The organism is Gordonia sp. YY1, from assembly GCF_009872315.1.
Taxonomy (GTDB): Bacteria; Actinomycetota; Actinomycetes; order Mycobacteriales; family Mycobacteriaceae; genus Gordonia; species Gordonia amicalis.
Map to the genome: position 1 here is coordinate 1 of NZ_WXYI01000006.1, position 21654 is coordinate 21654.

Annotated in this window: 20 protein-coding genes and 1 pseudogene; 12 read left to right on the forward strand and 9 right to left on the reverse strand. The window is 67.7% G+C overall.

Features of this window, described 5'->3' with window-relative positions:
* Positions 1–230: 230 nt before the first annotated feature.
* The 3 genes from BPODLACK_RS10070 to BPODLACK_RS23300 all read right to left on the reverse strand — a co-directional run bounded on the left by BPODLACK_RS10070 (position 231) and on the right by BPODLACK_RS23300 (position 2836).
* Entirely contained in the window at positions 231–1616 is a 1386-nt protein-coding gene (locus BPODLACK_RS10070; protein ID WP_006436550.1) for an IS1380 family transposase, read from the reverse strand.
* A gap of 238 nt (positions 1617–1854) precedes the next feature.
* Positions 1855–2484 carry a superoxide dismutase gene (locus tag BPODLACK_RS10075; protein WP_006437713.1) on the reverse strand — a complete coding sequence of 210 codons (630 nt, stop codon included), beginning with the start codon at positions 2482–2484 and terminating at the stop codon, positions 1855–1857.
* Positions 2485–2683: 199 nt separating this feature from the next.
* Positions 2684–2836, reverse strand: coding sequence for a hypothetical protein (locus BPODLACK_RS23300; RefSeq protein ID WP_191834649.1), 153 nt, complete (start codon positions 2834–2836; stop codon positions 2684–2686).
* A gap of 175 nt (positions 2837–3011) precedes the next feature.
* Between BPODLACK_RS23300 and msrA the strand changes: the two genes are divergently transcribed.
* Positions 3012–3725, forward strand: a complete 714-nt coding sequence (msrA, locus tag BPODLACK_RS10080; protein WP_159405201.1) for a peptide-methionine (S)-S-oxide reductase MsrA — start codon at positions 3012–3014, stop codon at positions 3723–3725.
* A 1-nt stretch (position 3726) separates the two neighbouring features.
* Positions 3727–4821: a winged helix DNA-binding domain-containing protein gene (locus BPODLACK_RS10085; RefSeq protein WP_236577650.1), complete on the forward strand. Its 1095-nt coding sequence runs from the start codon at positions 3727–3729 to the stop codon at positions 4819–4821.
* Here the strand turns inward: BPODLACK_RS10085 and BPODLACK_RS10090 are convergent.
* Positions 4790–5545, reverse strand: coding sequence for a VOC family protein (locus BPODLACK_RS10090; protein ID WP_159405203.1), 756 nt, complete (start codon positions 5543–5545; stop codon positions 4790–4792). The two genes, BPODLACK_RS10085 and BPODLACK_RS10090, sit on opposite strands and share 32 nt — an antisense overlap.
* 100 nt (positions 5546–5645) lie before the next feature.
* Here BPODLACK_RS10090 and BPODLACK_RS10095 point away from each other — a divergent pair, with 100 nt between their 5' ends.
* The 5 genes from BPODLACK_RS10095 (at position 5646) to BPODLACK_RS10115 (ending at position 10090) form a co-directional block, all read left to right on the forward strand.
* Positions 5646–6509 carry a S49 family peptidase gene (locus BPODLACK_RS10095; RefSeq protein WP_159405204.1) on the forward strand — a complete coding sequence of 288 codons (864 nt, stop codon included), beginning with the start codon at positions 5646–5648 and terminating at the stop codon, positions 6507–6509.
* Positions 6510–6899: 390 nt separating this feature from the next.
* Entirely contained in the window at positions 6900–7277 is a 378-nt protein-coding gene (locus BPODLACK_RS10100) for a rhodanese-like domain-containing protein (protein ID WP_236577651.1), read from the forward strand.
* Positions 7278–7384: 107 nt separating this feature from the next.
* Positions 7385–8299 (forward strand): DUF4328 domain-containing protein, encoded by a 915-nt coding sequence (locus tag BPODLACK_RS10105; RefSeq protein WP_236577652.1) that lies wholly within the window; start codon positions 7385–7387, stop codon positions 8297–8299.
* A complete protein-coding gene (locus BPODLACK_RS10110; protein WP_006437705.1) occupies positions 8296–9105 on the forward strand; it encodes a glycerophosphodiester phosphodiesterase in 810 nt (269 codons plus the stop codon). Before BPODLACK_RS10105 ends, BPODLACK_RS10110 begins: the two co-directional genes overlap by 4 nt.
* A gap of 61 nt (positions 9106–9166) precedes the next feature.
* On the forward strand, positions 9167–10090 hold the full coding sequence (locus tag BPODLACK_RS10115; RefSeq protein WP_159405206.1) for a DUF5926 family protein: 924 nt from the start codon (positions 9167–9169) through the stop codon (positions 10088–10090).
* Between the two features lie 77 nt (positions 10091–10167).
* Here BPODLACK_RS10115 and BPODLACK_RS10120 read toward each other — a convergent pair whose 3' ends face one another.
* Together BPODLACK_RS10120 and BPODLACK_RS10125 are read right to left on the reverse strand one after the other, a co-directional pair.
* Complete coding sequence (locus BPODLACK_RS10120; protein ID WP_159405207.1) at positions 10168–10704, reverse strand: ferritin; 537 nt, start codon at positions 10702–10704, stop codon at positions 10168–10170.
* A gap of 94 nt (positions 10705–10798) precedes the next feature.
* A complete protein-coding gene (locus tag BPODLACK_RS10125; protein ID WP_442903267.1) occupies positions 10799–11980 on the reverse strand; it encodes an LCP family protein in 1182 nt (393 codons plus the stop codon).
* Positions 11981–12233: 253 nt separating this feature from the next.
* Between BPODLACK_RS10125 and BPODLACK_RS10130 the strand changes: the two genes are divergently transcribed.
* Entirely contained in the window at positions 12234–13592 is a 1359-nt protein-coding gene (locus BPODLACK_RS10130) for an APC family permease (RefSeq protein ID WP_159405208.1), read from the forward strand.
* Positions 13593–13604: 12 nt separating this feature from the next.
* Here BPODLACK_RS10130 and BPODLACK_RS10135 read toward each other — a convergent pair whose 3' ends face one another.
* Both BPODLACK_RS10135 and BPODLACK_RS10140 read right to left on the reverse strand, forming a co-directional pair.
* Entirely contained in the window at positions 13605–14402 is a 798-nt protein-coding gene (locus BPODLACK_RS10135; RefSeq protein ID WP_159405209.1) for a CPBP family intramembrane glutamic endopeptidase, read from the reverse strand.
* Between the two features lie 44 nt (positions 14403–14446).
* Positions 14447–15199 carry a DUF2470 domain-containing protein gene (locus tag BPODLACK_RS10140; protein WP_159405210.1) on the reverse strand — a complete coding sequence of 251 codons (753 nt, stop codon included), beginning with the start codon at positions 15197–15199 and terminating at the stop codon, positions 14447–14449.
* Between the two features lie 154 nt (positions 15200–15353).
* On the opposite strand from BPODLACK_RS10140, the gene pheA reads away from it, so the two are divergent.
* The 4 genes from pheA (at position 15354) to BPODLACK_RS10160 (ending at position 20203) form a co-directional block, all read left to right on the forward strand.
* Positions 15354–16325, forward strand: coding sequence for a prephenate dehydratase (pheA, locus tag BPODLACK_RS10145; protein WP_024498826.1), 972 nt, complete (start codon positions 15354–15356; stop codon positions 16323–16325).
* A complete protein-coding gene (locus BPODLACK_RS10150; protein ID WP_006437697.1) occupies positions 16325–16984 on the forward strand; it encodes a histidine phosphatase family protein in 660 nt (219 codons plus the stop codon). The genes pheA and BPODLACK_RS10150 overlap by 1 nt, the downstream gene beginning before the upstream one ends.
* A 114-nt stretch (positions 16985–17098) precedes the next feature.
* Entirely contained in the window at positions 17099–18118 is a 1020-nt protein-coding gene (locus BPODLACK_RS10155; RefSeq protein WP_159405211.1) for an IS481 family transposase, read from the forward strand.
* 48 nt (positions 18119–18166) lie between these two features.
* Entirely contained in the window at positions 18167–20203 is a 2037-nt protein-coding gene (locus BPODLACK_RS10160; RefSeq protein ID WP_159405212.1) for an NAD(+) synthase, read from the forward strand.
* Positions 20204–20234: 31 nt separating this feature from the next.
* Here BPODLACK_RS10160 and BPODLACK_RS10165 read toward each other — a convergent pair.
* A pseudogene (locus BPODLACK_RS10165) lies at positions 20235–21634 on the reverse strand (WS/DGAT/MGAT family O-acyltransferase).
* Between the last annotated feature and the right edge of the window lie 20 nt (positions 21635–21654).

Sequence of the window (21654 nt, forward strand, 5' to 3'; positions counted from 1 at the left end):
CATGGCGCGGGTAGCCGACCGGCGGTTCCGGGCCGACACATCTCGCTCATGACAGCAACCGTCAGCCTCGAAGTAAGCCTCGATCCACCGATGTCCTTGAGTGACGGAGCGTTGCGGGGCTTCTGGGGGCGTGGTGGTGGTGGAACGCGGTGGAGCTGCGGGCCTCGCTGCCCGCAGTGTTCCACTCGTTCATTTCGTCGGTGCCTTTGGCGGCAGGTCGGTCGGGTTCGTCAGCCTCGCGGTGGCGGGAGGGCGTGCGCGAACAGTGCCGATCCCACTGTTTCCCAGGGCCAGGCTTGGGGGAGATGCAATCGGATGCGGCGCCCGGAGGACGCGATCCTCGCGGGGATGGCGATGAGTTTCCGGCGGATCGTGGCCGTTGTCGCTTTCGCGAGTGCAGCACCGGTGAGGGTCGCGGCGGTGCGGGTGAGGTTGAACGCGATGACGGCGAGGACGAGCCAGGCGGCGTTCGCGGTGAAGATCCCCGAGGGCAGGTGCGCGAGGGCGGAGTGCTTCAGGTCGGCGTGGACCTGCTCGATGATCGCGTGCCCGCGGTGGACCTGGTCGGCGGTGATGGTGTCGAGGGTGCTGGTGGTGAAGAACGCGTGGAACCGGTGCGTGTCGAACAGGGTCGGCTGGGACAGCTTCTTCGCATTCAACTCCGGGATGCGCCTGACGACCAGACGCCCTTCGACCCGGTCCTTCTTCGGTTTCGAGGTGAACGCGGTGAACGGGACCTCAGCGACTTCCGCGTCAGAGGTCCAGGTGCCGGTGTCCGGGTCGTAGATCGCGTCGGTATATCGGATCTTCGTCCAGGCGTCGTCGGGGATGGTGCCGATCGCGCGTTTCACGGCCGGATCCTGCCGGGCGGTGATCGACACGTCCGCGCCGGCGCGGAGCGCGGCGGTCACGGTCGCGTGTCCGTAGTAGGCGGAGTCCGCGCGCAGCAACACGGGTGCGGCCTCCATCCCGGGGAGCCGGGCCACGGTCTTCAGCGCATCGGCGACGATCCGGGCCGCGCCCCGCGGGGAGCCGGCCGCGCCCTTGCGCAGACGCTGGGCAACGACTACGGGAGCGGACGTATCGGTGGACACCGTGGCTAGCAGCGCGTTCAGGCCGCGGACCCCGGAGTACCCGAACCCGGCGCCCTGCTTCTTCGGGCCGTGGACTTCGATGATGGTGTCATCGACATCCACGAACACCAGCCCGCCGTCGGGTCCACTCGAGACGATCGCCGCTTCACCGGCGAGGTTCACCAGGAGCCGGGAGGCGACGGCGTCGAGTTGGCGGACGTGTCCGAAGGTGAACGATCTGAGGAACGACCCCAACGTCGAGGGGGCGTAGATCGCGGTGAAGATCTTCTTCATCCCGCCGTGGCGCAGCAGCGCCATGTCATCGATCGAATCCGCCCCCGCGACCATCCCCGCCACCAGCGACGACACCTTCAACCCCGCATTCGCGCCCTTATCCGTCGGGACGCTCAACCACTGATCGGTGAGGCTGCGCAGGCCCGCCTTCTCGGCGAGACGGACGATCGGGACCAGACCGGCACTCGACACGAGATTCGGGTCATCGAATGATGCGACAGCCGTCCGTGCGGCGTGAGAAACTTGCACCTGCGAGATGCCTCTCTTTTCGGGTTCAATTGCTCCGTAGTAAGAACAATTATCCCTGATCAGAGAGGCATTCTCCGTTTACCGCGCCGACCTCCACACGTTCCCGATCGGTGGATCGAGGGTAAGTCAGACCCAGACCCGGTCGACCACCCACACCCATTCTCACTGCCTCGAAGGGCAAGAAACGGCGCCGGCCACCCGAAGGTGACCGGCGCCGTTGATGTCTGGCGAACCAGTATCAGGCAGGCACGACGAGTCCGCTGCCCTGGGTCTTCGCGCGACCGTAACGCTCACCGGCGTCGGCCCAGTTGACCACGTTCCACCAAGCCTTGACGTAGTCCGGCTTGACGTTCTGGTAGTCGAGGTAGAAGGCGTGCTCCCACATGTCGAGCATGACGACCGGGATGATCGCGGCGGGGATGTTGCCGCTCTGATCGGTCAGCTGCAGGATGACCAGCTTGCCGCCGATGGTGTCGTAGCCCAGGATCGCCCAGCCCGAACCCTGCAGAGTGGTGGCGGCGGCGGTGAAGTGCGCCTTGAACTTGTCGAAGCCACCGAACTGCTCGGTGATCGCCGCGGCGAGGTCACCCTCGGGCTCGCCACCGCCGTTGGGCGACAGGTTCTTCCAGAAGATCGAGTGGTTGGTGTGGCCGCCCAGGTGGAAGGACAGCGTGGCCGAGAGCCCGTAGACCTTGCCGGCGATGCTGTCGTCCTCGCGGGCCGCGGCCAGCTTCTCCAGGGTGTCGTTGGCGCCCTTGACGTAGGTCGCGTGGTGCTTGCTGTGGTGGAGCTCCATGATCCTGCCGGAGATGTGCGGCTCCAGTGCCGCGTAGTCGTAATCCAGATCCGGCAAGGTGTATTCAGCCACGATGTTCCTCTCTGAGGTGCTTTCGTTTCCCTGTTTCACACGTGGGTGCGCCGACCGGGTCGGCGCCACGCGGATGCTTCCACCCTTCCGCACACCATGGGTGATTGCAACAAAGAGGCCACAAGAAATATCAAGTGCGGTTGAAGGTCAACCGTGCTGCGGCGGCACCGTTGTGCGCGGGCGAGATGTCCGAATCCGCTCAGATCAGCATGAGTGCGACGAAGACCGCGAGCAGGGCGACGATGCTCAACCCGATCGCCCGGCAGCGTCTCGCCACGTCGTAATTGACGCGCGGGGCGCCGCGGGGAGTCCGGCCTGCGCTCCGGAAGTCTCCGGTCGCGTGCGTCGCCATTGTCGCCCCTCGTCAGCGGATCGGCTTCACCATCGGCGTCTCGGGGGTCCGGCGGACCGTGGACCGACAGTGACGGGTATCACAAATCAGGATGTGATCGCCATCATAGTCAGACTGGGACGGTTGACTCAACTCGGAGAACTCGGACAGGGTCGGCGGCGCGTAGACTTGCCGCATGTCTTGGCTTGACCAGCTCTTTGCTGCCAGTTCGCACAAGCAGGAACTCATCGCGGCCGATTCCGCACTACCTGGGCGCGACACCGAGATCACTGTTCCCGGCGACCATCTGGTCCTGCACACTCCGATGCGCGGACGACCGGAGGCCGACGGCTCGTACGCCAATGGCGGCATCGGTGCCTTCGACGGCCGGCTGTCCGCGGTGATCCTGGCGGGCGGCTGTTTCTGGGGGATCGAGGAGATCTTCTGGCAGGTCCCGGGTGTGTACACCACCGCGGTCGGCTACGCCGGCGGCCACACCCCGAACCCGACGTACGAGGAGACCTGCACCGCGCGGACCGGCCACACCGAGTCGGCACTCGTCGTCTTCGATCCGGCGGTCATCGACCTCGAGGGCATCCTCAAGATCTTCTGGGAGTCCCACGATCCCACCCAGGAGATGCGCCAGGGCAACGACATCGGCACCCAGTACCGGTCGGCGGTGTACACCCTTTCCGACGAGGACGCCGCGATCGTCGCGCAGTCCGCGGCCAAGTTCCAGTCCGCGCTCGACGCGGCCGGAGAGGGACGGATCGCGACCGAGATCAAGCCGCTCCAGGCTGCCGGCGACGGGCGTTTCTACTACGCGGAGGACTACCACCAGCAGTATCTGGCCAAGAACCCGCACGGCTATCGCTGCCATGCGGCGACCGGAATCAGCTACCCCGCTTGAGGTGACCGGCGAGACGATCACCCTGAGGCAGTGGAACCGAACCCTGCTGTCCCGCCAGCACCTGCTCGACCGCGTCGACGAGGACGCCATCGAGGTGCTGGACCGGTGCGTGGGGATGCAGTCCCAGGACCCGCGCGCCGCCTTCTTCGGATTGTGGTCGCGCGTCGAGGGATTCGACTCGTCCGAACTCGACGAGCTCCTCACGGCGCGGGAGGTCGTGCGAATCGCGTTGCTGCGGTCCACGGTGTTCCTCATCGATGCCGAGGACGCCCGGTGGATCCGGCCCCTCGCCGAACCGATTCTGCGGCGCGAACTCACCGAGGCGCACATGCCGCGACTCGTGGATGCGGATCCGTCGCAGGTTCTCGCCGACGCCGCCCGACTTCTCACCGGCGGTGAACTCAGTGGTGCCGACCTGGGAAAGCAGCTGGCCGTTCGGCATCCGGCGGAGAACCCGTCCACACTCACCGGGATCGCCCGGTGCGGGCTGCCTCTGGTCCAGGTGCCGCCGCGTGGTCTCTGGCGGGGACGCGCGGCACCGACCTACCGGTTGTTCGACGAATGGGTCGGCCCGGGCGAGCCGGCGGTCGAGGGTGACGACGCGCGCGCGGACCTGATCCGCCTGTACCTCCGCGGCTTCGGTCCCGCCACCGTCAAGGCCATCCAGACGTGGTCCGGGCTCACCGGGCTGCGGCCGCTCGTCGAAAAGCTCGAAGCCGACTGGGAACTCGTCCGACTGGCCGGCCCGCACGGCGAGGTCCTCTACGACCTCGACGGACTCGGTTTCGCCGATCCGGACACACCCGCGCCGGCCCGCCTCGTGGCGCCCTTCGATCACGTCATCGGGGTCTCGGCCGACCGCGTCCGCGTCGCCGACCCGGAGTTGTTCCGCCGGACCGTGACACCCAACGGCCGCTCACCCGGTTTCGTCTTCGCCGACGGATTCCTCGCCGGCACATGGCATCTCGACGGTGAAGGCGGGGTGCGCGTCGAGATGCTGCGTGAGGTCACCAAGGCCGAGAAGCGTGAGATCGATGCCGAGGTCGAGAGGTTGCGCGAGTTCCTCAGGCCCCGGTACGCGGATTGCGTGACGTGATGCAGTACGGGCGCCCCATCGGGTCGACCATCGTCGTCCACTTCGGATACTGGCCGACCGCGCGGGCGCCCCATCCCTCGTGACGCGCCACTTCGTCGGGTACCGAATTCGTCGCGAGGTCGAGGTGCCCGGTCGCGGGTGTCGAGTCGTCGGTCGTCCCGGCCTCCCTGCGCTGCAACAGGATTCCGATCGTGATCGACGGATCTCGACGCAGCGCGACGAGTTCGGGTCGGGTGCCGGGCGGATTCAGCGGCCAACCGGTCAGGTTCGTCCAGAACGCGACCTCTGCGTCGAAGTCAGGGGCCGGGATGTCGATGCACAACTGGTCGATGATGCTGATGGCATCGCCGGGCCACCGGATCGGTCGCGACCGGGTGGTCTCGCCCTCCCACGGCACCAGGCAGAACACGAAGCCCGCCGGTGAACGGAGGACCAGGTGGGTGTCGGCATCGTGGATCATGGTCGCCCCGAGGCCGGCGGCCTCCTCGGCTGCCGCGTGCGGATCGTCGGTGTGGATGTCGAGGTGGACCCCGCCCGGGCCCTCATCGACCCGCTGCACACGCAGGTGCGGATCGCCGTGGAACGGTTCGAGGGAGGCGAATTCTCGGTGTTCGCCGCGCGGCGGCGACACCGTGCTGCCCGAGATCGCGCGCCAGAAGGTCACCTCGCCGCCGAACTCGTCGGCGGGGAAATCGAGGAATGCGCTGAGCCACCTGACCTGCACGCGGGAGAGTCTACGGTGCGAGTGCCGCTTGCACCCCGGAGACAACGCGGGCGTGCCCGCCGGAAACCTGCTGTGGTGATCCGCCACTAGACTCGGGCAGATGACTGCAGGACCGCTGGCGGCGGTGGGCAAGAAGTTCGCGAGATCGCGTGCCGAGCACGTCGCGGTGGTTCGACTCGACGGTCCGATCGGCGGCGCCGGCATGGGCAGGCACGGTCTGACGACCGACACGGTCGAACCGGTACTCAAGCGGGCGTTCGACACCGATCGGCTCAAGGCCGTGGTGGTCGTGGTCAATTCGCCCGGAGGTTCGCCCGCCCAGTCGGAGTACATCGCCGAGCGCATCCGACAGCTGTCCGCCGAGAAGGGCGTGCCGGTCCTGGCGTTCTGTGAGGACGTCGCGGCGTCCGGTGGCTACTGGATGGCCTGTGCGGCGGACGAGATCTACGCCGCGCACACCTCGATCGTCGGTTCCATCGGGGTGGTGTCCTCGGGTTTCGGCTTCTCGGCACTGCTCGACCGGTTCGGCGTGCAGCGTCGTCTCTACGCGACGGGGGAGAACAAGGCCCGGCTCGACACCTTCTCGCCGGAGGTGCCCGAGGACGTCGAATGGCTCAAGGGTCTCCAAGGGCAGCTGCACGAGGCTTTCATCGCGTGGGTGCGTCAGCGTCGTGGCAAGAAGCTGACAGCATCCGACGAGGAGCTGTTCAACGGCGATGTGTGGGTCGGGCACCGCGCCGCCGAACTCGGTCTGGTCGACGGCATCGGCGTGATGCGTTCGGTGGTGGCCGAGCGCTACCCCGACGCCGAGATCACGGTCATCGAGGCGCCCAAGCCTCTGCTGGCACGTCTGGTCGGCAACCAGATGTCGGTGTCGGGTCTCGCCGAGAGCGTCACGGCGGGTGTACTCGCCGCCTTCGACCGCGCCCCGGCGGTGCGGACCGCGTTTGTACACCGAGACTGAGGGGTAATACCAGACCCAGTTCGGGGGTTTTCCCCAAGGGTTTGTCCCCACGTTATCCACAGGTGTGTGCATGGAAAGAAAATGCACCACCCGTCGACCCCTGCAGTTTGGTGAATTTCCTGCGCGCACATTGGGTCGAACTAGTGACACCAGTCACATCGACAGGCCGGTTGGCCAGGGTTTTTCCACAGTTTCCACAGTCTCATCCCCAGGTTGACGGTGAGATGGGGACACCGGACAGGTGTCCGGTCTGTGCATGTGGATAAAACTATGATGATCAGCATAGGAGGCATTTAGGCAATCTGCGTGATGCTGAATGCGATGTTCATCGGGCTGCCGGAAACGTCCGTCAAGATGACCTGACACGCCTTGTGCCATGACTGTGCCACCATGGAAATCGTGACCATGGGCGACATCACGCAGGTGCCGGTGACCGATTTGCCGGACGACTTCACCGGGACGGCCGAGGCGGTGATCCTCGACGTCCGTGAACCCGAAGAATGGGCGAACGGGCACATCCGCGGCGCCGTCCACATCCCGATGGCCGAGATCCCCGGCCGGCTCGGCGAGATCGACCCGGATGCGGACCTCTATGTGGTGTGTCATTCGAGCGGCCGGTCGATGCGGGTTCTGCAGTACCTCGCACAGGTGGGATACGACGGCATCTGCGTCCGCGGCGGGATGCTCGCCTGGCAGGAGCACGGCAAGCCCGTCGAATTCGGCGGCGGGAACGGCCAGGGCAACGGTGGGGGCGACGCCGTCCGATGATCGACCTCTGTCCGAGGTGCCGCATCCAGGCGCCGCACCGTCCCGGGCGGGAGCACTGTCCTCGCTGTGGTGGCCCGCTGAGCGTCGTCGACGATGTCGCGCATGCGATGGCGGCGAAGGCACATCCGGCGGCGCCCGCGCCGACACGTCCCGCGGCACCCGCCCCGACACGCCGCGCTCCCGTGCCGACCGGCCGTTTCTACCGGGGTCGCAACGTCCGGTGGGTCGCTCGGCGTCCTCCCGAGGCCATTCCCATCCGTCGCGGGCCGTCGGGTTCGCGCGGCCCGCGGCTCATCCCGCGGTACGTGTACATCCCTACATGGGGTTTGCGCGACGAACCGGTGAAGCCGGACCCGACCCACGACCGGATCGAGACCTCGCGGGCACGCCTGCTGTTCGTGCTCGTCGTGGCGGGGACCGCACTCGCGGCCTCCGCGGTCATCCATCTGGTGCGCTACCTCCTACTGGCCGTCAACCGCACCCAGCCGCTGCCCGACCCGCTGATCGTGGTCTCCGACTGGCTGATCATCTTCGGAGGTGTCGCCGCCTTCCTCGCCTACGTCTGGGCGACCCTCGCGTTCATGCGCTGGGTGATGGACCTGCGGGCCGGTGCCTATGAGGACGCCCGCCTGCTCGACCCGAGACGGCCGGTGTGGGTCGGGGTGCTGGTGGGAGTGCCGCTGGTCAACCTGATCGGCGCGCCATTGGTGCTGGGCGAGGTCGCGGCCCTGCGTGTGGCCCATGACCCGTCCCTCGACGCGGAACGCGTCGGACGCCGGGTCCGCCGGCTGTGGGTCGCGTGGGTGATCGTCAACGTCACCGCGGTACTGGCACTGATCGCACGTGCCGTCGCGTGGGGTTCGGACTCGGTGCAGACCGGGGCCAACGCACTGGCCATGGTGATCATCAGCGCAGCCGTCTCGGCGGCCTTCGCCTTCTGGCTGACGCGCCGCGTGCCGGTGCTGTTCGACGCCGTCACGGCGGTTCCGGTCCCGAAGAGAAGGTGGGTGGCGGTCGGATGAACGCAGGTGTGAACGTGGGTGCGGTCGAGAAGGTGTCGCGTTCGGGAAAGCCGGCGGTGGTCGCACACCGCGGTGCCTCCGGGGACCGTCCGGAACACACGCTGGCCGCGTACGAACTCGCCCTCGCGCAGGGCGCGGACGGACTCGAGTGCGACGTCCGGCTGACCGCCGACCACGAGCTCGTCTGCGTGCACGACCGTACCGTCGACCGCACGTCGAACGGGTCCGGCATCGTCAGCGAGATGACCCTGGACCAGCTCCGCGAACTCGACTTCGGCAGTTGGCATTCCGCCGGCGACCCCGCATCGATCCTGACTCTGCGTGAGCTGCTCACGCTCACCCTGGACTGGCGGCGGCCGGTCCGGTTGTTCATCGAGACCAAACATCCCGTGCGATTCGGCAGCCTCGTCGAGCAGAAGCTCCTCGAGATCCTGCACGAGTTCGGGGTCGCGACGCCGCCGTCGGCCGATCACAGTCGCGCGGTGGTCATCTCGTTCTCCTCCGCCGGGGTCTGGCGTATCCGCCGCCATGCCCCGATGCTCCCGACCATCCTGCTGGGCGACACCGCCCGGGTGCTCGGCGGAAGCGCGGCGACCGCCGTCGGGGCGACGGGGATCGGACCGTCGGTGATGACGTTGAGGCAGTACCCGGACCTCGTCGACCGGGCCGCCGCGGCCGGGCGCGTGACCTACTGCTGGACCGTCGACGAACTCGTGGACGTCCAGCTCTGCGCCGACCTGGGCGTGCGCTGGCTGGCCACGAACCATCCGGCCCGGGTGCGCGATTGGCTGGTGACCGTCGACTGACCGGTCTTCTCGCCGCCCCGGTCATCTGGGTGCTGAGGCCTGCTCATGAGAGAGTGGACCGATGGGCAAGAAGAGCAAGCGGGGCAGTGGACCCCGTCCGGGAAGCAATCGCGCCGAGCGGGTCGCCGCTCGTAAGGCTCGGCAGGCGGCGTCGATGGCACCGCCGCCGCGTCCCTTCGCAGGGTTGGCCGCCGAATGCGACTTCGTCGCGCTGCGGACGTTCGTCGCGTCGGCGACCGCACGACTCGAACTGGTCGAGCCCGCCGAGTCGCGCAACGACGTCTTCGTCGTGACGATCCTGCCCGGTGCCGGTCCCGCGCTCACGCGTGAATCAGGCGGCGCCACAGAAGGTTTGGTCGGTCTGCAGACCGAGCCGGATCGTCAGACGCCGGCCGTCGAGCTGGCCGCGGCCATCGCGTGGGCCGCTCACGCCGATGCGGGTGGCGAGTTCGACCTGGAGTCCGCCGACGAATCCCCCTCGCTCGACGAGGTGCTGAAGACCGACGCGACCCTGGACATCACCGTGCACCAGGACTTCTCGTGGTGGTTCCCGGAGGGAACCGAGGTGCCCGCGGAGATCGCGCCGATGTTCGAGCGCGCCAACGATTCCGTGCTGCCGACCGCACGCCTCGTCGTCGACAGCGGTTCGGGCGCCCCGTGGTGGGTCGACGCCGGGGAGCGGGCCCACCTGCGGTGGATCCGTCCGGAACCGGAGGACGACCTGATGGCGGCCATGGCGCGGCTCCACGCGGCCGGCCGACTCACGATGGGTGAGGGTTCGCGCTTCGCCGGGTCGTTCCGCACCCACGGCCTGCTGGTCCCGGTGTTCGACCTCGACAACGAGATGCACCACGAGGAGTGGCAGGCGGGTCTCAATCAGCTCGATCAGTGGCTGGGCGAGGCGCTCGCCGACACCTCGGAGCTGACGATCGCCGAGCGGAGCTCGCGCGACGGCATCCGTGGCCGCCAGGTGACGCTGCGCTAGACAGAGGCTGAGAAACACCTCGGCGGCGCGACTTCGAGTGAAGTCGCGCCGCCGAGTTCATGTCTGCCCGGTGGTGCCTAGATGTTGCCGCCGGCGACGGAAGGTGCGGTCGGGTCGTCGGCCGCGGGACCGTTGAACTCGCGCTCGACGAAGTTCTCCAGGTCGAACAGGTTGCCCTTGCAGCGCTCGGCGATGGTCTGCAGGGTCGTCATGATGGCGACCTCCTCGACCTGCTCCTTGATGAACCACTGCACGAACTGCTCGCCGAGGTAGTCCCCGGTGTCGCGTGCGGACTTCGCGAGGTCGACGACCTGCTGGGTGACCGTCTTCTCCTGCTCGAGGGCCAGATTGATCGGGGCCTTGTAGTCCTCGAACTTGTTGTTGGGGGCCGGGATACCGGGGATCTCGACGTCCATGTCCCGGTCGAGGAAGTACTGCACGATCATCATCGCGTGGGTGCGTTCCTCGACTGCCTGGCGGTAGAAGAGCTTGGCCAGCTGTGGCATGTCGTGGTTGTCGTAGTAGGTGGCGACCGCGATGTACTGCTGCGAGGCGTAGAACTCGTTGCCGATCTGGTCGTGCAGCAGCTGATGGAACTTGGTGAATTCGGTCATGCACCCATGGTAGGTGCCGAAAAGTGGCTTCTACCAGCAAGTTCAGGCTAACTAAGGCTAGTCTGACCTGTCTTTGGGCAGGCTCGCCACCTCGTCACCCGGCGTCGACGAGCAACTCGTCGGGGATGGGCTGACCTGCACGCAGACGGCCGAAGAACTCCTCGGTCGTCTCGGTGACCGGCAGTGCCAGACCGTCATCGGTGTAAACGCTTTCACCCGTGGGTGTTGTGGTCGTCACCGGGTCACGGAGGGCGAACATCAGCGAGGCGAGGTTCCAGATGTGATCGCGCTCGTCGACGGTGAGTGAGTCGATCGCGCCGCCGATGAAGCCGAACAGCCGGAACGGGTTGAGCAACACGGCCGGGCTCGTGGCGCGGGAGACCAATGCGGCCAGGAACTTCCGCTGATTGATGACGCGCTCGAGGTCGGCGCGCGGGAAGGCTCGGGTGCGTACGAGGCCGAGCGCCTGGCGACCGTTCAGGTGGTGGCAGCCCTTGGCCAGTTTGAGGCCGGCCTTGGGGTCGTTGAGCGGCTGGTCGATGCACATGTCGACACCGCCGACGGCGTCGACGAGGGTGTCGAAGCCACCGAAGCCGATCTCGGCGTAGTGGTCGATGTGGATGCCGGTCAGGTTCTCGACGGTCTGCACCAGCAGTGCCGGTCCGCCGATGCTGTACGACGCGTTGACTTTCAGGCTTCCGTGGCCGGGGATCTCGACGTAGAGGTCGCGCGGGATGCTGACGACCGTCGCCTTCCCGGTTCCGGGTGGATTGTGGACCAGCATGATCGTGTCGGTGCGGGAGCCGTCGGCGTCACCGGTGGACAGATTGGTGCGCTGCGCGTCGGAGAGGTCGGATCGACTGTCGGTGCCGACGATGAGCCAGTTGGTACCGGGCGTGTCCGACGGCCGGCCGGCGTAGGCGGGCAGCGCGTCGATGCGGTCGAGTCTCGAGTCGTAGTAGAAGAGCAGCCCGATGCTGCCGAGCACGAACACGAGCAGCAGGATCAGCACGATCTTGCCGACCCGCACCGAACGGCGGCGGCGACGGCGTGGCGATCCGGGAGCGGGCGGGGCGCCCGCCGGCGGAGCGGGCGGTCTCGTCGACGACCGACCGTGATCGACGCGCCGGTCGTCGCGCGGCGGCCGGTGTTCGCGCGACCGGTCGCCCACCGGGATCGGTTCGGGTTTCTGGGTGGGCGCGTACTGTCCGGGGCCTGCGCCGGCGGGAACGGCCGACCGCCTCGGCGGAGGACCCTGCGCCGGAATCCGCGGCATCGCCTGGGGATGTGCGGCGGGAGCCGGACCCTGCGGGCGAGGGCGTCCAGGTGCACCGGGCGGTGGTCCCTGACGTGGCGGTGTGCCTCCCGCCGGCCGCCCGGGCGGTACCTGAGGCCCCGGACGACCGCGCCGAATGATCGGCGGGTCCTGCTCGTTCATCCCAACCAATGTACGCATTCACGACCGGCCGCCACGGATCCGACGCAGATCACAGGACTCGATCGGCACGCGTCGGGGTATCCGGGACGCCATGACCGACGATGTGGCCGCACGGCCCGACACCGAAACGGGTGATGACCAGCGCAGTCCGCTCCGGCGCGCGATCACCGGCAAGTTGCTGTTCCTGTTCATCCTCGGCGACGTGCTCGGCGCCGGGATCTACGCGCTCGTGGGGGAGATCGCCGGCGAGGTGGGCGGTGCCATCTGGGTGCCGCTCGTGGTGGCCCTCGTGATGGCGCTGTTGACGGCGGGGTCGTATGCGGAACTCGTCACCAAGTATCCGCACGCCGGCGGCGCCGCGGTCTTCGCGCAGCACGCCTACCGGTCGTCGCTGGTCTCGTTCCTGGTGGGGTTCTGCATGCTGGCCGCCGGGGTCACCAGCGCAGCCGGTCTCGCGCTGGCGTTCGCCGGTGACTACCTCAAGTCCTTCCTGGACGTGCCGACCACCGCCGCCGCACTCGTCTTCCTGTTCGCGATCGCGGCACTCAACGCCCGAGGCATCAGCGAGTCGGTGCGGGCGAACGTCGTGATGACCGTGATCGAGGTGTCGGGTCTGGTGCTCGTCGTCGTCCTGGCCGGGATCGTCCTCGGGCGGGGAGACGGCGAAGCGCATCGCGTGCTCGAGTTCGACAGTTCGTCGACGCCCGCGCTCGCCGTGCTCAGCGCGGCCTTGCTCGCCTACTACTCCTTCGTGGGGTTCGAGACGTCGGCCAACGTCGCCGAGGAGGTTCGCGACGTGCGACGGGTCTACCCGAAGGCACTGTTCGGTGCGCTGATCACCGCGGGCATCGTGTACGTGATGGTGGGCCTCGCGGTCTCGGTGGTGGTGTCGCCGGACCAGCTCGCCGGCTCGTCCGGTCCGCTGCTCGAGGTGGTCTCGATCGCCGATGCCGGCGTACCCGATCGGCTGTTCTCGCTGATCGCTCTGATCGCCGTCGCCAACGGCGCGCTGCTCACGATGATCATGGCGTCCCGTCTGACGTTCGGGATGGCCCGCGACGGACTGCTGCCCGCCACGCTGGCGAAGGTCCTGCCCGGTCGTCGCACCCCGTGGGCATCGATCATCGCCACGACGGCGATCGCGATGGTCCTGTCGGCGACCGGTTCGGTGGCGGCACTCGCCGAGACCGTCGTGCTGCTGTTGCTGTTCGTCTTCCTCAGCACCAACATCGCGGTCCTGGTACTTCGACGTGAGCGCGCCGACACCGATCACTTCCGGACGTGGACGATCGTGCCGGTGCTGGCGATCGGGACGTGCATCGTCCTGCTGACGCAGCAGAGCGCGGAGACGTGGCTGCGCGCCGGCATCCTGATGCTCGTCGGGCTGGTGCTCTTCGGGCTGGCCCGGGTCACCGGATCGGGCGGCAAGCACTCGAAGGCTCGCGAGTGATGTGTCCTGTCGTCAGCCGACCCAGGACAGGTGGTCGCGCAGCAGCGCATAGCCGATGAAGGCGACGACGTCGATGACGCCGTGCGCCACGACAAGCGGCCACGCGCGACCGGTGACCTGGTAGAACCGGCCGTAGACGACGCCCATCACCACGTTCCCGAGGCCGGCGCCGAACCCCTGATAGAGGTGGTAGCCACCGCGGAGCACGGCGCTCGCGGCGAGCGACCTGGTGTCCGAGACGCCGAGCTGCCGGAGCCGGGTGATGAAGTAGGCGACCACCACGATCTCCTCGGCGGCCGCGTTCCCGATCGCGATGAGGATGAGCACCGGCCATTCCCACCAGGTGTCGGCCTGGCTGGGGACGAGGCTCGCGTTGAGGCCGAATGCGCGGGCCACCGCGACCAGGACCAGCCCGGGTATCCCGATGACGGCGGCGAGGACGAGTCCTGTGGGGACGTCGCGTCGGGGCGTGAAGCGTCCGAGGCCGACGCGCGAGAGTCCCAGCCCGCTCCGCCACAGCAGGTAGACGCCGAGCGCGCCGATGGCGAACAGTCTCAGGACGCTCATCACCTGACGCGCCGCGTCGATGAGGGCGAGGTCGGAGCGACTCGGGTTGAGGGCGACCGTCGTATCGCCGATGCCCCCGGCGAGTTGGGCCTCGAGAAGTGCGAGCGCCGCCGACACCGCGGAGAAGGCGAACGTCAGGACGCCGACGATGACGAGTTCGGCGATCAGACCGCGACGCTCGACACGGTCGGTGACGACCGGGATGCCGTGGGGTGACGGCCGCAGGTACTCGCGCAGGGACATGCCGGTCAGCCTAGGACCCCTGGCTCCCCGGGGCGCGAGCGAAGTCAGTCGGGCATGGAGTTCATGAACGGGCAGCCCGCGAGGTTGCGCAGCGCTCGGGACAGTTCGACGACGTCCGACACCGGGCGGGGGAAGGGCACGCGCACGTCGGAGTCACCGTCGACGCCCTCGATGCGGAAGCGGATGCCGAACCGGTCGAGGCCGAGCGGGCGTACACGGCCCTGGCGCAGGTCGGTGGGCACCTTGCGTGCGAGCTGGCCGACGAGATCGGCATGGTCGAGGTCGAGGTGTTCCAGCCAACCCGCCTCGCACTCCCAGAACGGGTCGGGGTCGGCGTCGGCCAGTTCGACGGCCGAGACCGACGATGCACCGGCGCCGGATGCGATCACCGCGGAACCGACCTGGAGGCGCAGCATCGACGCCCCGTGGCCGATGTCGAGGAGGCCGTCGTCAGGGTGCTCGCCCGCGATCTCGATGGCCAGGTCGCGTTCGAGGTCGCGGGGGACCGCGTGCAGGGTGCCGTTGAGCCAGATGATCGATCGGACCCGTTCACGCAGGTCGACGGGTGCCCAGTCGGTGACCTCGAGCATCGCGGGCGTCCCCTCGGTGTCGTCCACGGCGGCCATCGCCTCACCGTGGGTGGGGACGAGCACGAAGGCCTGGGATTCGAAGAGGTGGACGACGTCGATCGGTGTCGTGTCGGCGCCCTCGATGGCGAGGATGGCCGAGCCCACCCGGCGGCACGCCGTCTGGATCATCTCGGCATCCGTCGGTCGGTCGGTCGTCGTACGCGTCATGTCTGTCTCTCCGGTCGGCGCGGGCGGCTGCGGTGGAGCCTTAGAAGGTAACCCTAACCTAAATAGATCTGCCCTCTCCGTCAATGGGACATTGGACTTCTCGTTACCGGGAAGCGCCCGGTCCGGAGTGGTCGCCCGCGTCCACTAGGCTCGTGTGGTGCCTGTGATCGCCTACTTCGGCCCGCCCGGAACCTTCACCGAGATGGCACTCGACGCGGTTCTCGCCGCCCACGACCCCGCCCTCGGGGGTCTCGACCTATCGGGTGACGTCACCAAGGTGGATGCCTCGAGTCCGACTGCCACCATCGCGATGATCCGTAGTGGCGAGGCCGACTACGGCTGTGTGCCCATCGAGAGCTCGCTCGAGGGATCGGTACCGGCGACGATGGACGCCCTCGTGCCGCCGGCGAGGTCGGGGGAGGGTGCACGTGTGCAGGCGTTCGCCGAGACCGTGGTCGACATCGCGTTCGCGATCGCCGCGGCCACACCCCTCGCTCCGGAGGACGTCCGAACCATCGCCGCATACCCGGTGGCGGCGGCGCAGGTGCGGCAGTCGGTGGCGAAGCTGTTCCCGAACGCCGAGTTCATCACGTCCGGGTCGAATGCCGCTGCCGCCCTGGACGTCGCGTCCGGCAAGGCCGACGCCGCCGTCACGACCGGTCTCGCGGCGGGCCTGTCGGATCTGACGGTCATCGCCGACGGTGTCTGCGACGCGCGGGAGGCCACCACGCGGTTCCTCGTCCTCGGTCGTCCCGCGGTACCCACGCGGCGTACCGGCACCGACCGCACGTCGGTGATCCTCGACCTGCCCAACGAGCCCGGCAGCCTGATGGCCGCGATGAACGAGTTCGCCTCCCGCGGAATCGATCTCACGCGTATCGAATCCCGGCCGCAGCGCGACGAGGCGGAGGGCCGGGCCATCGCCGGTCGCTACCGGTTCTTCCTCGACGCCGTGGGCCACATCGACGACGCGGCGGTCGCCGAAGCCCTTGCGGCACTCCATCGTCGGTGCGAGCGGGTCGTCTATCTCGGTTCGTGGCCCGCGGTGCGGACCACCGGGACGACGCCGCCCGACCACGCCGAGTCGCTGGCCTGGATCGATGCGATGCGACAGGGGGAGGTGTGATGGCGCGCCTGCATCTGGTCCGTCACGGCGAGACCACCGCGAACGTCATGCGCCGCCTCGACACCGCGCTCCCGGGCGCGGCGCTCACCGATTTCGGTGCGCGACAAGGCGTCCGGTTCGGACTCGAGAACCGTCCGGAGCAGGAGGCCGTGCTGGTCAGCTCGGAGGCCAGGCGTGCCCGGCAGACCGCGGAGTTGATCGGCTCGGTGTGGGAGGTCGCCACCGAGTCCGTCGAGGGCGTGCACGAGGTCCAGGCCGGCGAGCTCGAGGACCGCACCGACCGCGAGGCCCACGACGTCTTCCACGACGTCATGGAGAAGTGGCACGCCGGCGACCTCGACGTGCGCATCCCCGGCGGTGAGTCGCTCGCGATGGTCTACGAGCGCTACATCCCGACCGTCGAAGACCTCGCGCGTTCATACCTGACGGGAACCGACCCGCGGGACGTGTTCCTGGTCAGCCACGGTGCGGCGATCCGCCTCATCGCGGCGCGCCTGGCCGGCATCGACTCCCGCTTCGCCGCGGCGACGCACCTCGGGAACACCGGTTCGATCGAACTTGAGTACGTCGACGGCGTCTGGGTCTGCCATCGCTGGGGCGCGAAGACCGCGCCGTTCGAGCGAGTCGACGAGCCGCTGGTGGACGACCCGATGGGCTAGCTGTACTGACCCGGGACGTTAGGTACGGGGTTCGGCGAGTCGGCGTGACATAGGGAAGACCTCCGAGTGAGGTGTGGAGCTGTCTAAGAACCGCTCCTCAACCCGGAGGTCTTCATGTCTCACCGTAATTCACCGTTGTCCCCGACTGGCCGGCTGCGTCTGGCTCGGTGTGTTGTCGAGGATGGGTGGCCGCTGCGGCGTGCCGCGGACCGTTTCAATGTCTCGGTGACCACGGCCAAACGGTGGGCCGACCGCTACCGCGACCACGGGCCCGCAGGGATGGTTGACCGCTCAAGCCGGCCCCGCTCATGCCCGCATCGCACCACCCGTCGCCGGGAACGCCGGGTGGTGGGGTTACGCGTGTCGCGCCGTTGGGGACCAGCTCGGATCGGGTTCCACCTGGGGTTGAACGTGTCCACAGTCCACCGCATCCTCACCCGGTACCAGTGTGTGCGGTTGTCGTGGACCGACCCAGCAACAGGGGCGCCCGTACGTGCCCGCAGACGCGAGATTCGTCAGTACGAACGCCAAGCGCCCGGAGACTTGATCCACGTCGACATCAAGAAACTCGGCAGAATCCCCGACGGTGGCGGACACCGCATCCACGGCCGCGCCCGAGGCGGCCGCAACTCCAGCGCCCACCGCGAGCCCGCACGACCCCGCAAAGTCCACGGCCGCCCCAACCTGGGATACGCGTTCCTCCACCACGCCGTCGACGACCATTCCCGCTACGCCTACTCAGAGATCCTCGGTGATGAGAAGAAGGAAACCGCGACCGCGTTCATGACCCGTGCCTTGGCGCACTTCGCCTCTATCGGTGTCACCACCGCGCGGGTGATGACCGACAACGGGTCATGTTATCGGTCCCGAATGTTCCGGAAGTTGTTGGCCGACAACGAGATCACGCACAAGTGGACCCGCCCGTACCGGCCGCAAACCAACGGCAAGGTCGAACGCTTCAACCGCACCCTGCAGGAGGAATGGGCCTACGCCCGCCCCTACCTCAGCGAAACCGAACGCGTCGCGGCCTTCCCCGAGTTCCTGCGCATCTACAATCACGAACGCGGCCACACCGCACTGCGAGGCAACTCACCCGTCAGCCGCGTACCCAACCTGGCAGGTCAGTACACCTAGCGAGCCGGCGCGCGATCTTCGGGCACTCCGCGGTTTACTGTTGTCGACGTGTCTGTCTACGCAAACGGCTTCGTTCGGGTCGCGGGTGCGGTGCCCGTCCTCACGATCGCCGAACCCGCCGCGAATGCCGCACGCACCGTCGAGCTGATGCGGCGCGCCGCCGACGACGGCGCCGCTCTGGTAGTCTTCCCCGAGCTCGGGCTCTGCGGCTACAGCATCGACGACCTGTTCCACCAGGACGCGCTGATCGACGGGTGCCGCGACGCACTGAGCGAGATCGCCACGGCCAGTAGGGGTCTCCGACCACTGATCGTGGTGGGTCTGCCGATGGTCGTCGGCGACGGACTGTTCAACTGCGCGGCGGTCATCCACGACGGCGAGGTGCTCGGCATCGTCCCGAAGTCGTATCTGCCGAACTACCGCGAGTTCTACGAACAGCGATTCTTCTCGGCCGCCCGCGATGCGGTGCCCACCACCGTGACCGTCGACGGCAAAGAGGTCCCGTTCGGGGCGGATCTGATCTTCGAGGCGACCGATCTGCCCGGTTTCGCACTGCATGTCGAGATCTGCGAGGACGGCTGGGTGGCGATCCCGCCGAGCACCTGGGCGGCCCTGGGCGGCGCGACCGTGCTGGCCAATCTGTCCGGCAGCCCGGTCACGATCGGCAAGGAGTCCTACCGGAAGAACCTCTGCACAGGCCATTCCGCGCGCACGATCTCCGCGCACGTCTACGTCGCGGCGGGTTACGGCGAGTCGACCACCGATCTCGCCTGGGACGGTGACGCCCTCATCACCGAGAACGGCTCTCTGCTGGCCCGGAGCGAACAGTTCGCGACCACCGATCAGGTGATCTCCGCGGACATCGACCTCGACCGGCTCCGGCAGGAACGCATGCGGATGATCAGCCTGCGCGACCAGGCCGGCGATTACTCCGATCAACTGAAGTCGTTGCGGCGCATCGGGTTCTCGTTCGGCGAACTGAACGGCGACGACGATGTGCTGCGCCGGGTCGTGCCCCGATTTCCTTATGTCCCGACGGATTCCGCCGATCTCGACGAGCGCTGTGCCGAGGTCCGGCACATCCAGGTGCAGGGTCTGGCCCAGCGGTTGCGCTCGACGGGCATCGACAAGATCGTCATCGGCGTCTCCGGCGGACTCGACTCGACTCTCGCACTGCTCGTCGCGGTCGACACCTTCGACCGACTCGGCCTGCCCCGCACCAACATCCTGGGTTACACGATGCCCGGTTTCGCCACCGGCGGCGCGACGCTGCGCCGGTCTCACATCCTGATGAACTCACTCGGTGTGACCGGCAAGGAGATCGACATCCGGCCGTCGTGCGAGCAGATGCTCGCCGACCTCGACCACCCCTACTCCCGCGGCGAGAAGGTCTACGACGTCACCTTCGAGAACGTGCAGGCCGGTGAACGCACGTCGCATCTGTTCCGGCTGGCGAACCACCACGGCGCCATCGTCCTCGGCACCGGCGACCTGTCCGAACTCGCGCTCGGGTGGTGCACATACGGTGTCGGCGACCAGATGTCGCACTACAACGTCAACGGCTCGGTGCCGAAAACCCTCATCCAGCACCTGATCCGGTGGATGATCAGCAACAGCCACCATTCCGCGGAGACCACCGAGGTGCTCGCCGAGATCCTCGACGACGTCATCTCCCCCGAACTCGTCCCGGCCGGCGACGACGGGAAGATCCAGTCCACCGAGGACACCGTCGGCCCGTACGAACTCCACGACTTCTTCCTCTACTACGTGACCCGGTTCGGGTATCGGCCGACCAAGGTCGCCTACCTCGCCCGGCAGGCCTGGGGTGACCGCTCACGCGGCCCGTGGTCGGAGCTGCTGGTCGAGGACAAGCGCAACGAGTACGACACCGCGACCATCGAGCACTGGCTCGGGATCTTCCTGAAGCGCTTCATGGGCAACCAGTTCAAACGCACCGCCATGCCCAACGGCCCCAAGATCGGTTCGGGCGGTTCGCTGTCACCGCGCGGCGACTGGCGTTCGCCGTCCGATGCGTCGGCGCGGGTCTGGCTCGACCAGCTGGCGGGCGGATCGGACCGGGTGTAGCGCCCACCGGTCACGCCGCGCGCGGCGCGGCTCAGTCGCAGGCGGCGAGCAGCTGTTTGAGCTGATCGTCGAAGGCGTTGGCGATCTCCCACGGGTCGGGGGTCTGGTCGGTGCACGCCAGGATGCCGATGTTGAGGTGTCCGTCGGCGGAGAACACCGTGATGTTCAGTCCGAGTCCGTGGAAGATCGGCCCGAGCGGGTAGACGGCGGTGACGCGTGAACCGAGGAAGTAGAGCGGGAAATCGGGGCCGGCCACGTTGGACACGAGGACGTTGAAGATCGGCGGATGCGCCGAGGCAAGCTTCCGGTTGCCGTAGAACTTCATCGCCGTCGACAGTGTGACCCCCGGTGCGAACTGAGCCCAGGACCGCAGGATGTTGGCGTCGATCTCGGCGTGGTGTTCCTTCGACTTTCGGCTGAACTCCGCCTGCTTCTCGAGTCGCTCCACCGGATCCTCGACGTCAGTGGACAACTGGGTGAACATTCCCGTCACCTTGTTGGTGCCCTCGACCACGAGGTCGGACTCGTCGGCACCGTGGACGGACACCGGCACCATCCCGACGAGCGGCCTGTCGGGCAGCTCGTCGTGTTCGAGTAGGTAGGTGCGCATCGCACCGCCGACCAGCGCCAGCACGACGTCGTTGAGCTTCACCCCGAAGTGGTTCTTCACGCGCTTGACGTCGTCGAGCGACAGTTGGCTGAGGCCGATGCTGCGGTGGGGCGTGATCGCCGAGTTGAACCGGGTCCGGGGCGCCATGAACGGTGCGGGCATGGCGGACTGCCGTTGAGCCCGGCGCAGCCAGCCGACCGGGACGCTGACCGTCCGCGGCAACAGTTTCGCCATCGCCTGCGGGCGCTGGCGAAGTAGTTGATCGCCCCGGTCGCGGCGATCGTTGCGCGCGACGGCGGGCCCGCCGATTCGTGGACCTTCGACGAGTCGAGTTCGGGTGGGTCCGGTGTGAGAGTGCACATCTGGGCGAGCATCTCGGCGCTGGTGACACCGTCGGTGCCGGCGTGGTGCATACGCAGCATCGCGCAAATGCGGCCGTTGGAGAGCCCTTCGATGATCCACAGTTCCCAGAGGGGCTTGCCCCGGTCGAGGGTCTGGCCGGCGAGATGACCGCACAGTTCGGCGACCTCACCCGCACCGCCCGGCGCGGGCACCGCCACGCGATGGACGTGACGCTGGATGTCGAAGTCCTCGTCCTCGATCCACACCGGGTGGTCGATGTTGAAGATCGAGTTGTCGAGCTTTCGGCGGAAGGCCGGGATCGCGGCGACGCGCCGCTCCATCTCCTCGCGCAGCCTGTCGAAGTTGTACCCGCCGGGCATGGTGCTCGGATCGATCTCCACGAGACCGATGACGTGCATCAGCTGGCTCCGGGTCTCCAGGTAGAGGAACGAAGCGTCCAAACCACTCAACCGCTGCATGACATCAACCTCTCGTCTCC

Excerpts from the sequence above, each read along its gene's own strand:
- BPODLACK_RS10130 (WP_159405208.1), top strand. The coding sequence starts at position 12,234 with ATGACCGACGATGTGGCCGCACGGCCCGACACCGAAACGGGTGATGAC.
- BPODLACK_RS10115 (WP_159405206.1), top strand. The coding sequence starts at position 9,167 with ATGGGCAAGAAGAGCAAGCGGGGCAGTGGACCCCGTCCGGGAAGCAAT.
- BPODLACK_RS10155 (WP_159405211.1), top strand. The coding sequence starts at position 17,099 with ATGTCTCACCGTAATTCACCGTTGTCCCCGACTGGCCGGCTGCGTCTG.
- BPODLACK_RS10100 (WP_236577651.1), top strand. The coding sequence starts at position 6,900 with ATGGAAATCGTGACCATGGGCGACATCACGCAGGTGCCGGTGACCGAT.
- BPODLACK_RS23300 (WP_191834649.1), bottom strand. The coding sequence starts at position 2,836 with ATGGCGACGCACGCGACCGGAGACTTCCGGAGCGCAGGCCGGACTCCC.
- BPODLACK_RS10105 (WP_236577652.1), top strand. The coding sequence starts at position 7,385 with ATGGCGGCGAAGGCACATCCGGCGGCGCCCGCGCCGACACGTCCCGCG.
- BPODLACK_RS10140 (WP_159405210.1), bottom strand. The coding sequence starts at position 15,199 with ATGACGCGTACGACGACCGACCGACCGACGGATGCCGAGATGATCCAG.
- BPODLACK_RS10135 (WP_159405209.1), bottom strand. The coding sequence starts at position 14,402 with ATGTCCCTGCGCGAGTACCTGCGGCCGTCACCCCACGGCATCCCGGTC.
- BPODLACK_RS10150 (WP_006437697.1), top strand. The coding sequence starts at position 16,325 with ATGGCGCGCCTGCATCTGGTCCGTCACGGCGAGACCACCGCGAACGTC.
- msrA (WP_159405201.1), top strand. The coding sequence starts at position 3,012 with ATGTCTTGGCTTGACCAGCTCTTTGCTGCCAGTTCGCACAAGCAGGAA.
- BPODLACK_RS10120 (WP_159405207.1), bottom strand. The coding sequence starts at position 10,704 with ATGACCGAATTCACCAAGTTCCATCAGCTGCTGCACGACCAGATCGGC.
- BPODLACK_RS10125 (WP_442903267.1), bottom strand. The coding sequence starts at position 11,980 with ATGCCGCGGATTCCGGCGCAGGGTCCTCCGCCGAGGCGGTCGGCCGTT.
- BPODLACK_RS10110 (WP_006437705.1), top strand. The coding sequence starts at position 8,296 with ATGAACGCAGGTGTGAACGTGGGTGCGGTCGAGAAGGTGTCGCGTTCG.
- BPODLACK_RS10095 (WP_159405204.1), top strand. The coding sequence starts at position 5,646 with ATGACTGCAGGACCGCTGGCGGCGGTGGGCAAGAAGTTCGCGAGATCG.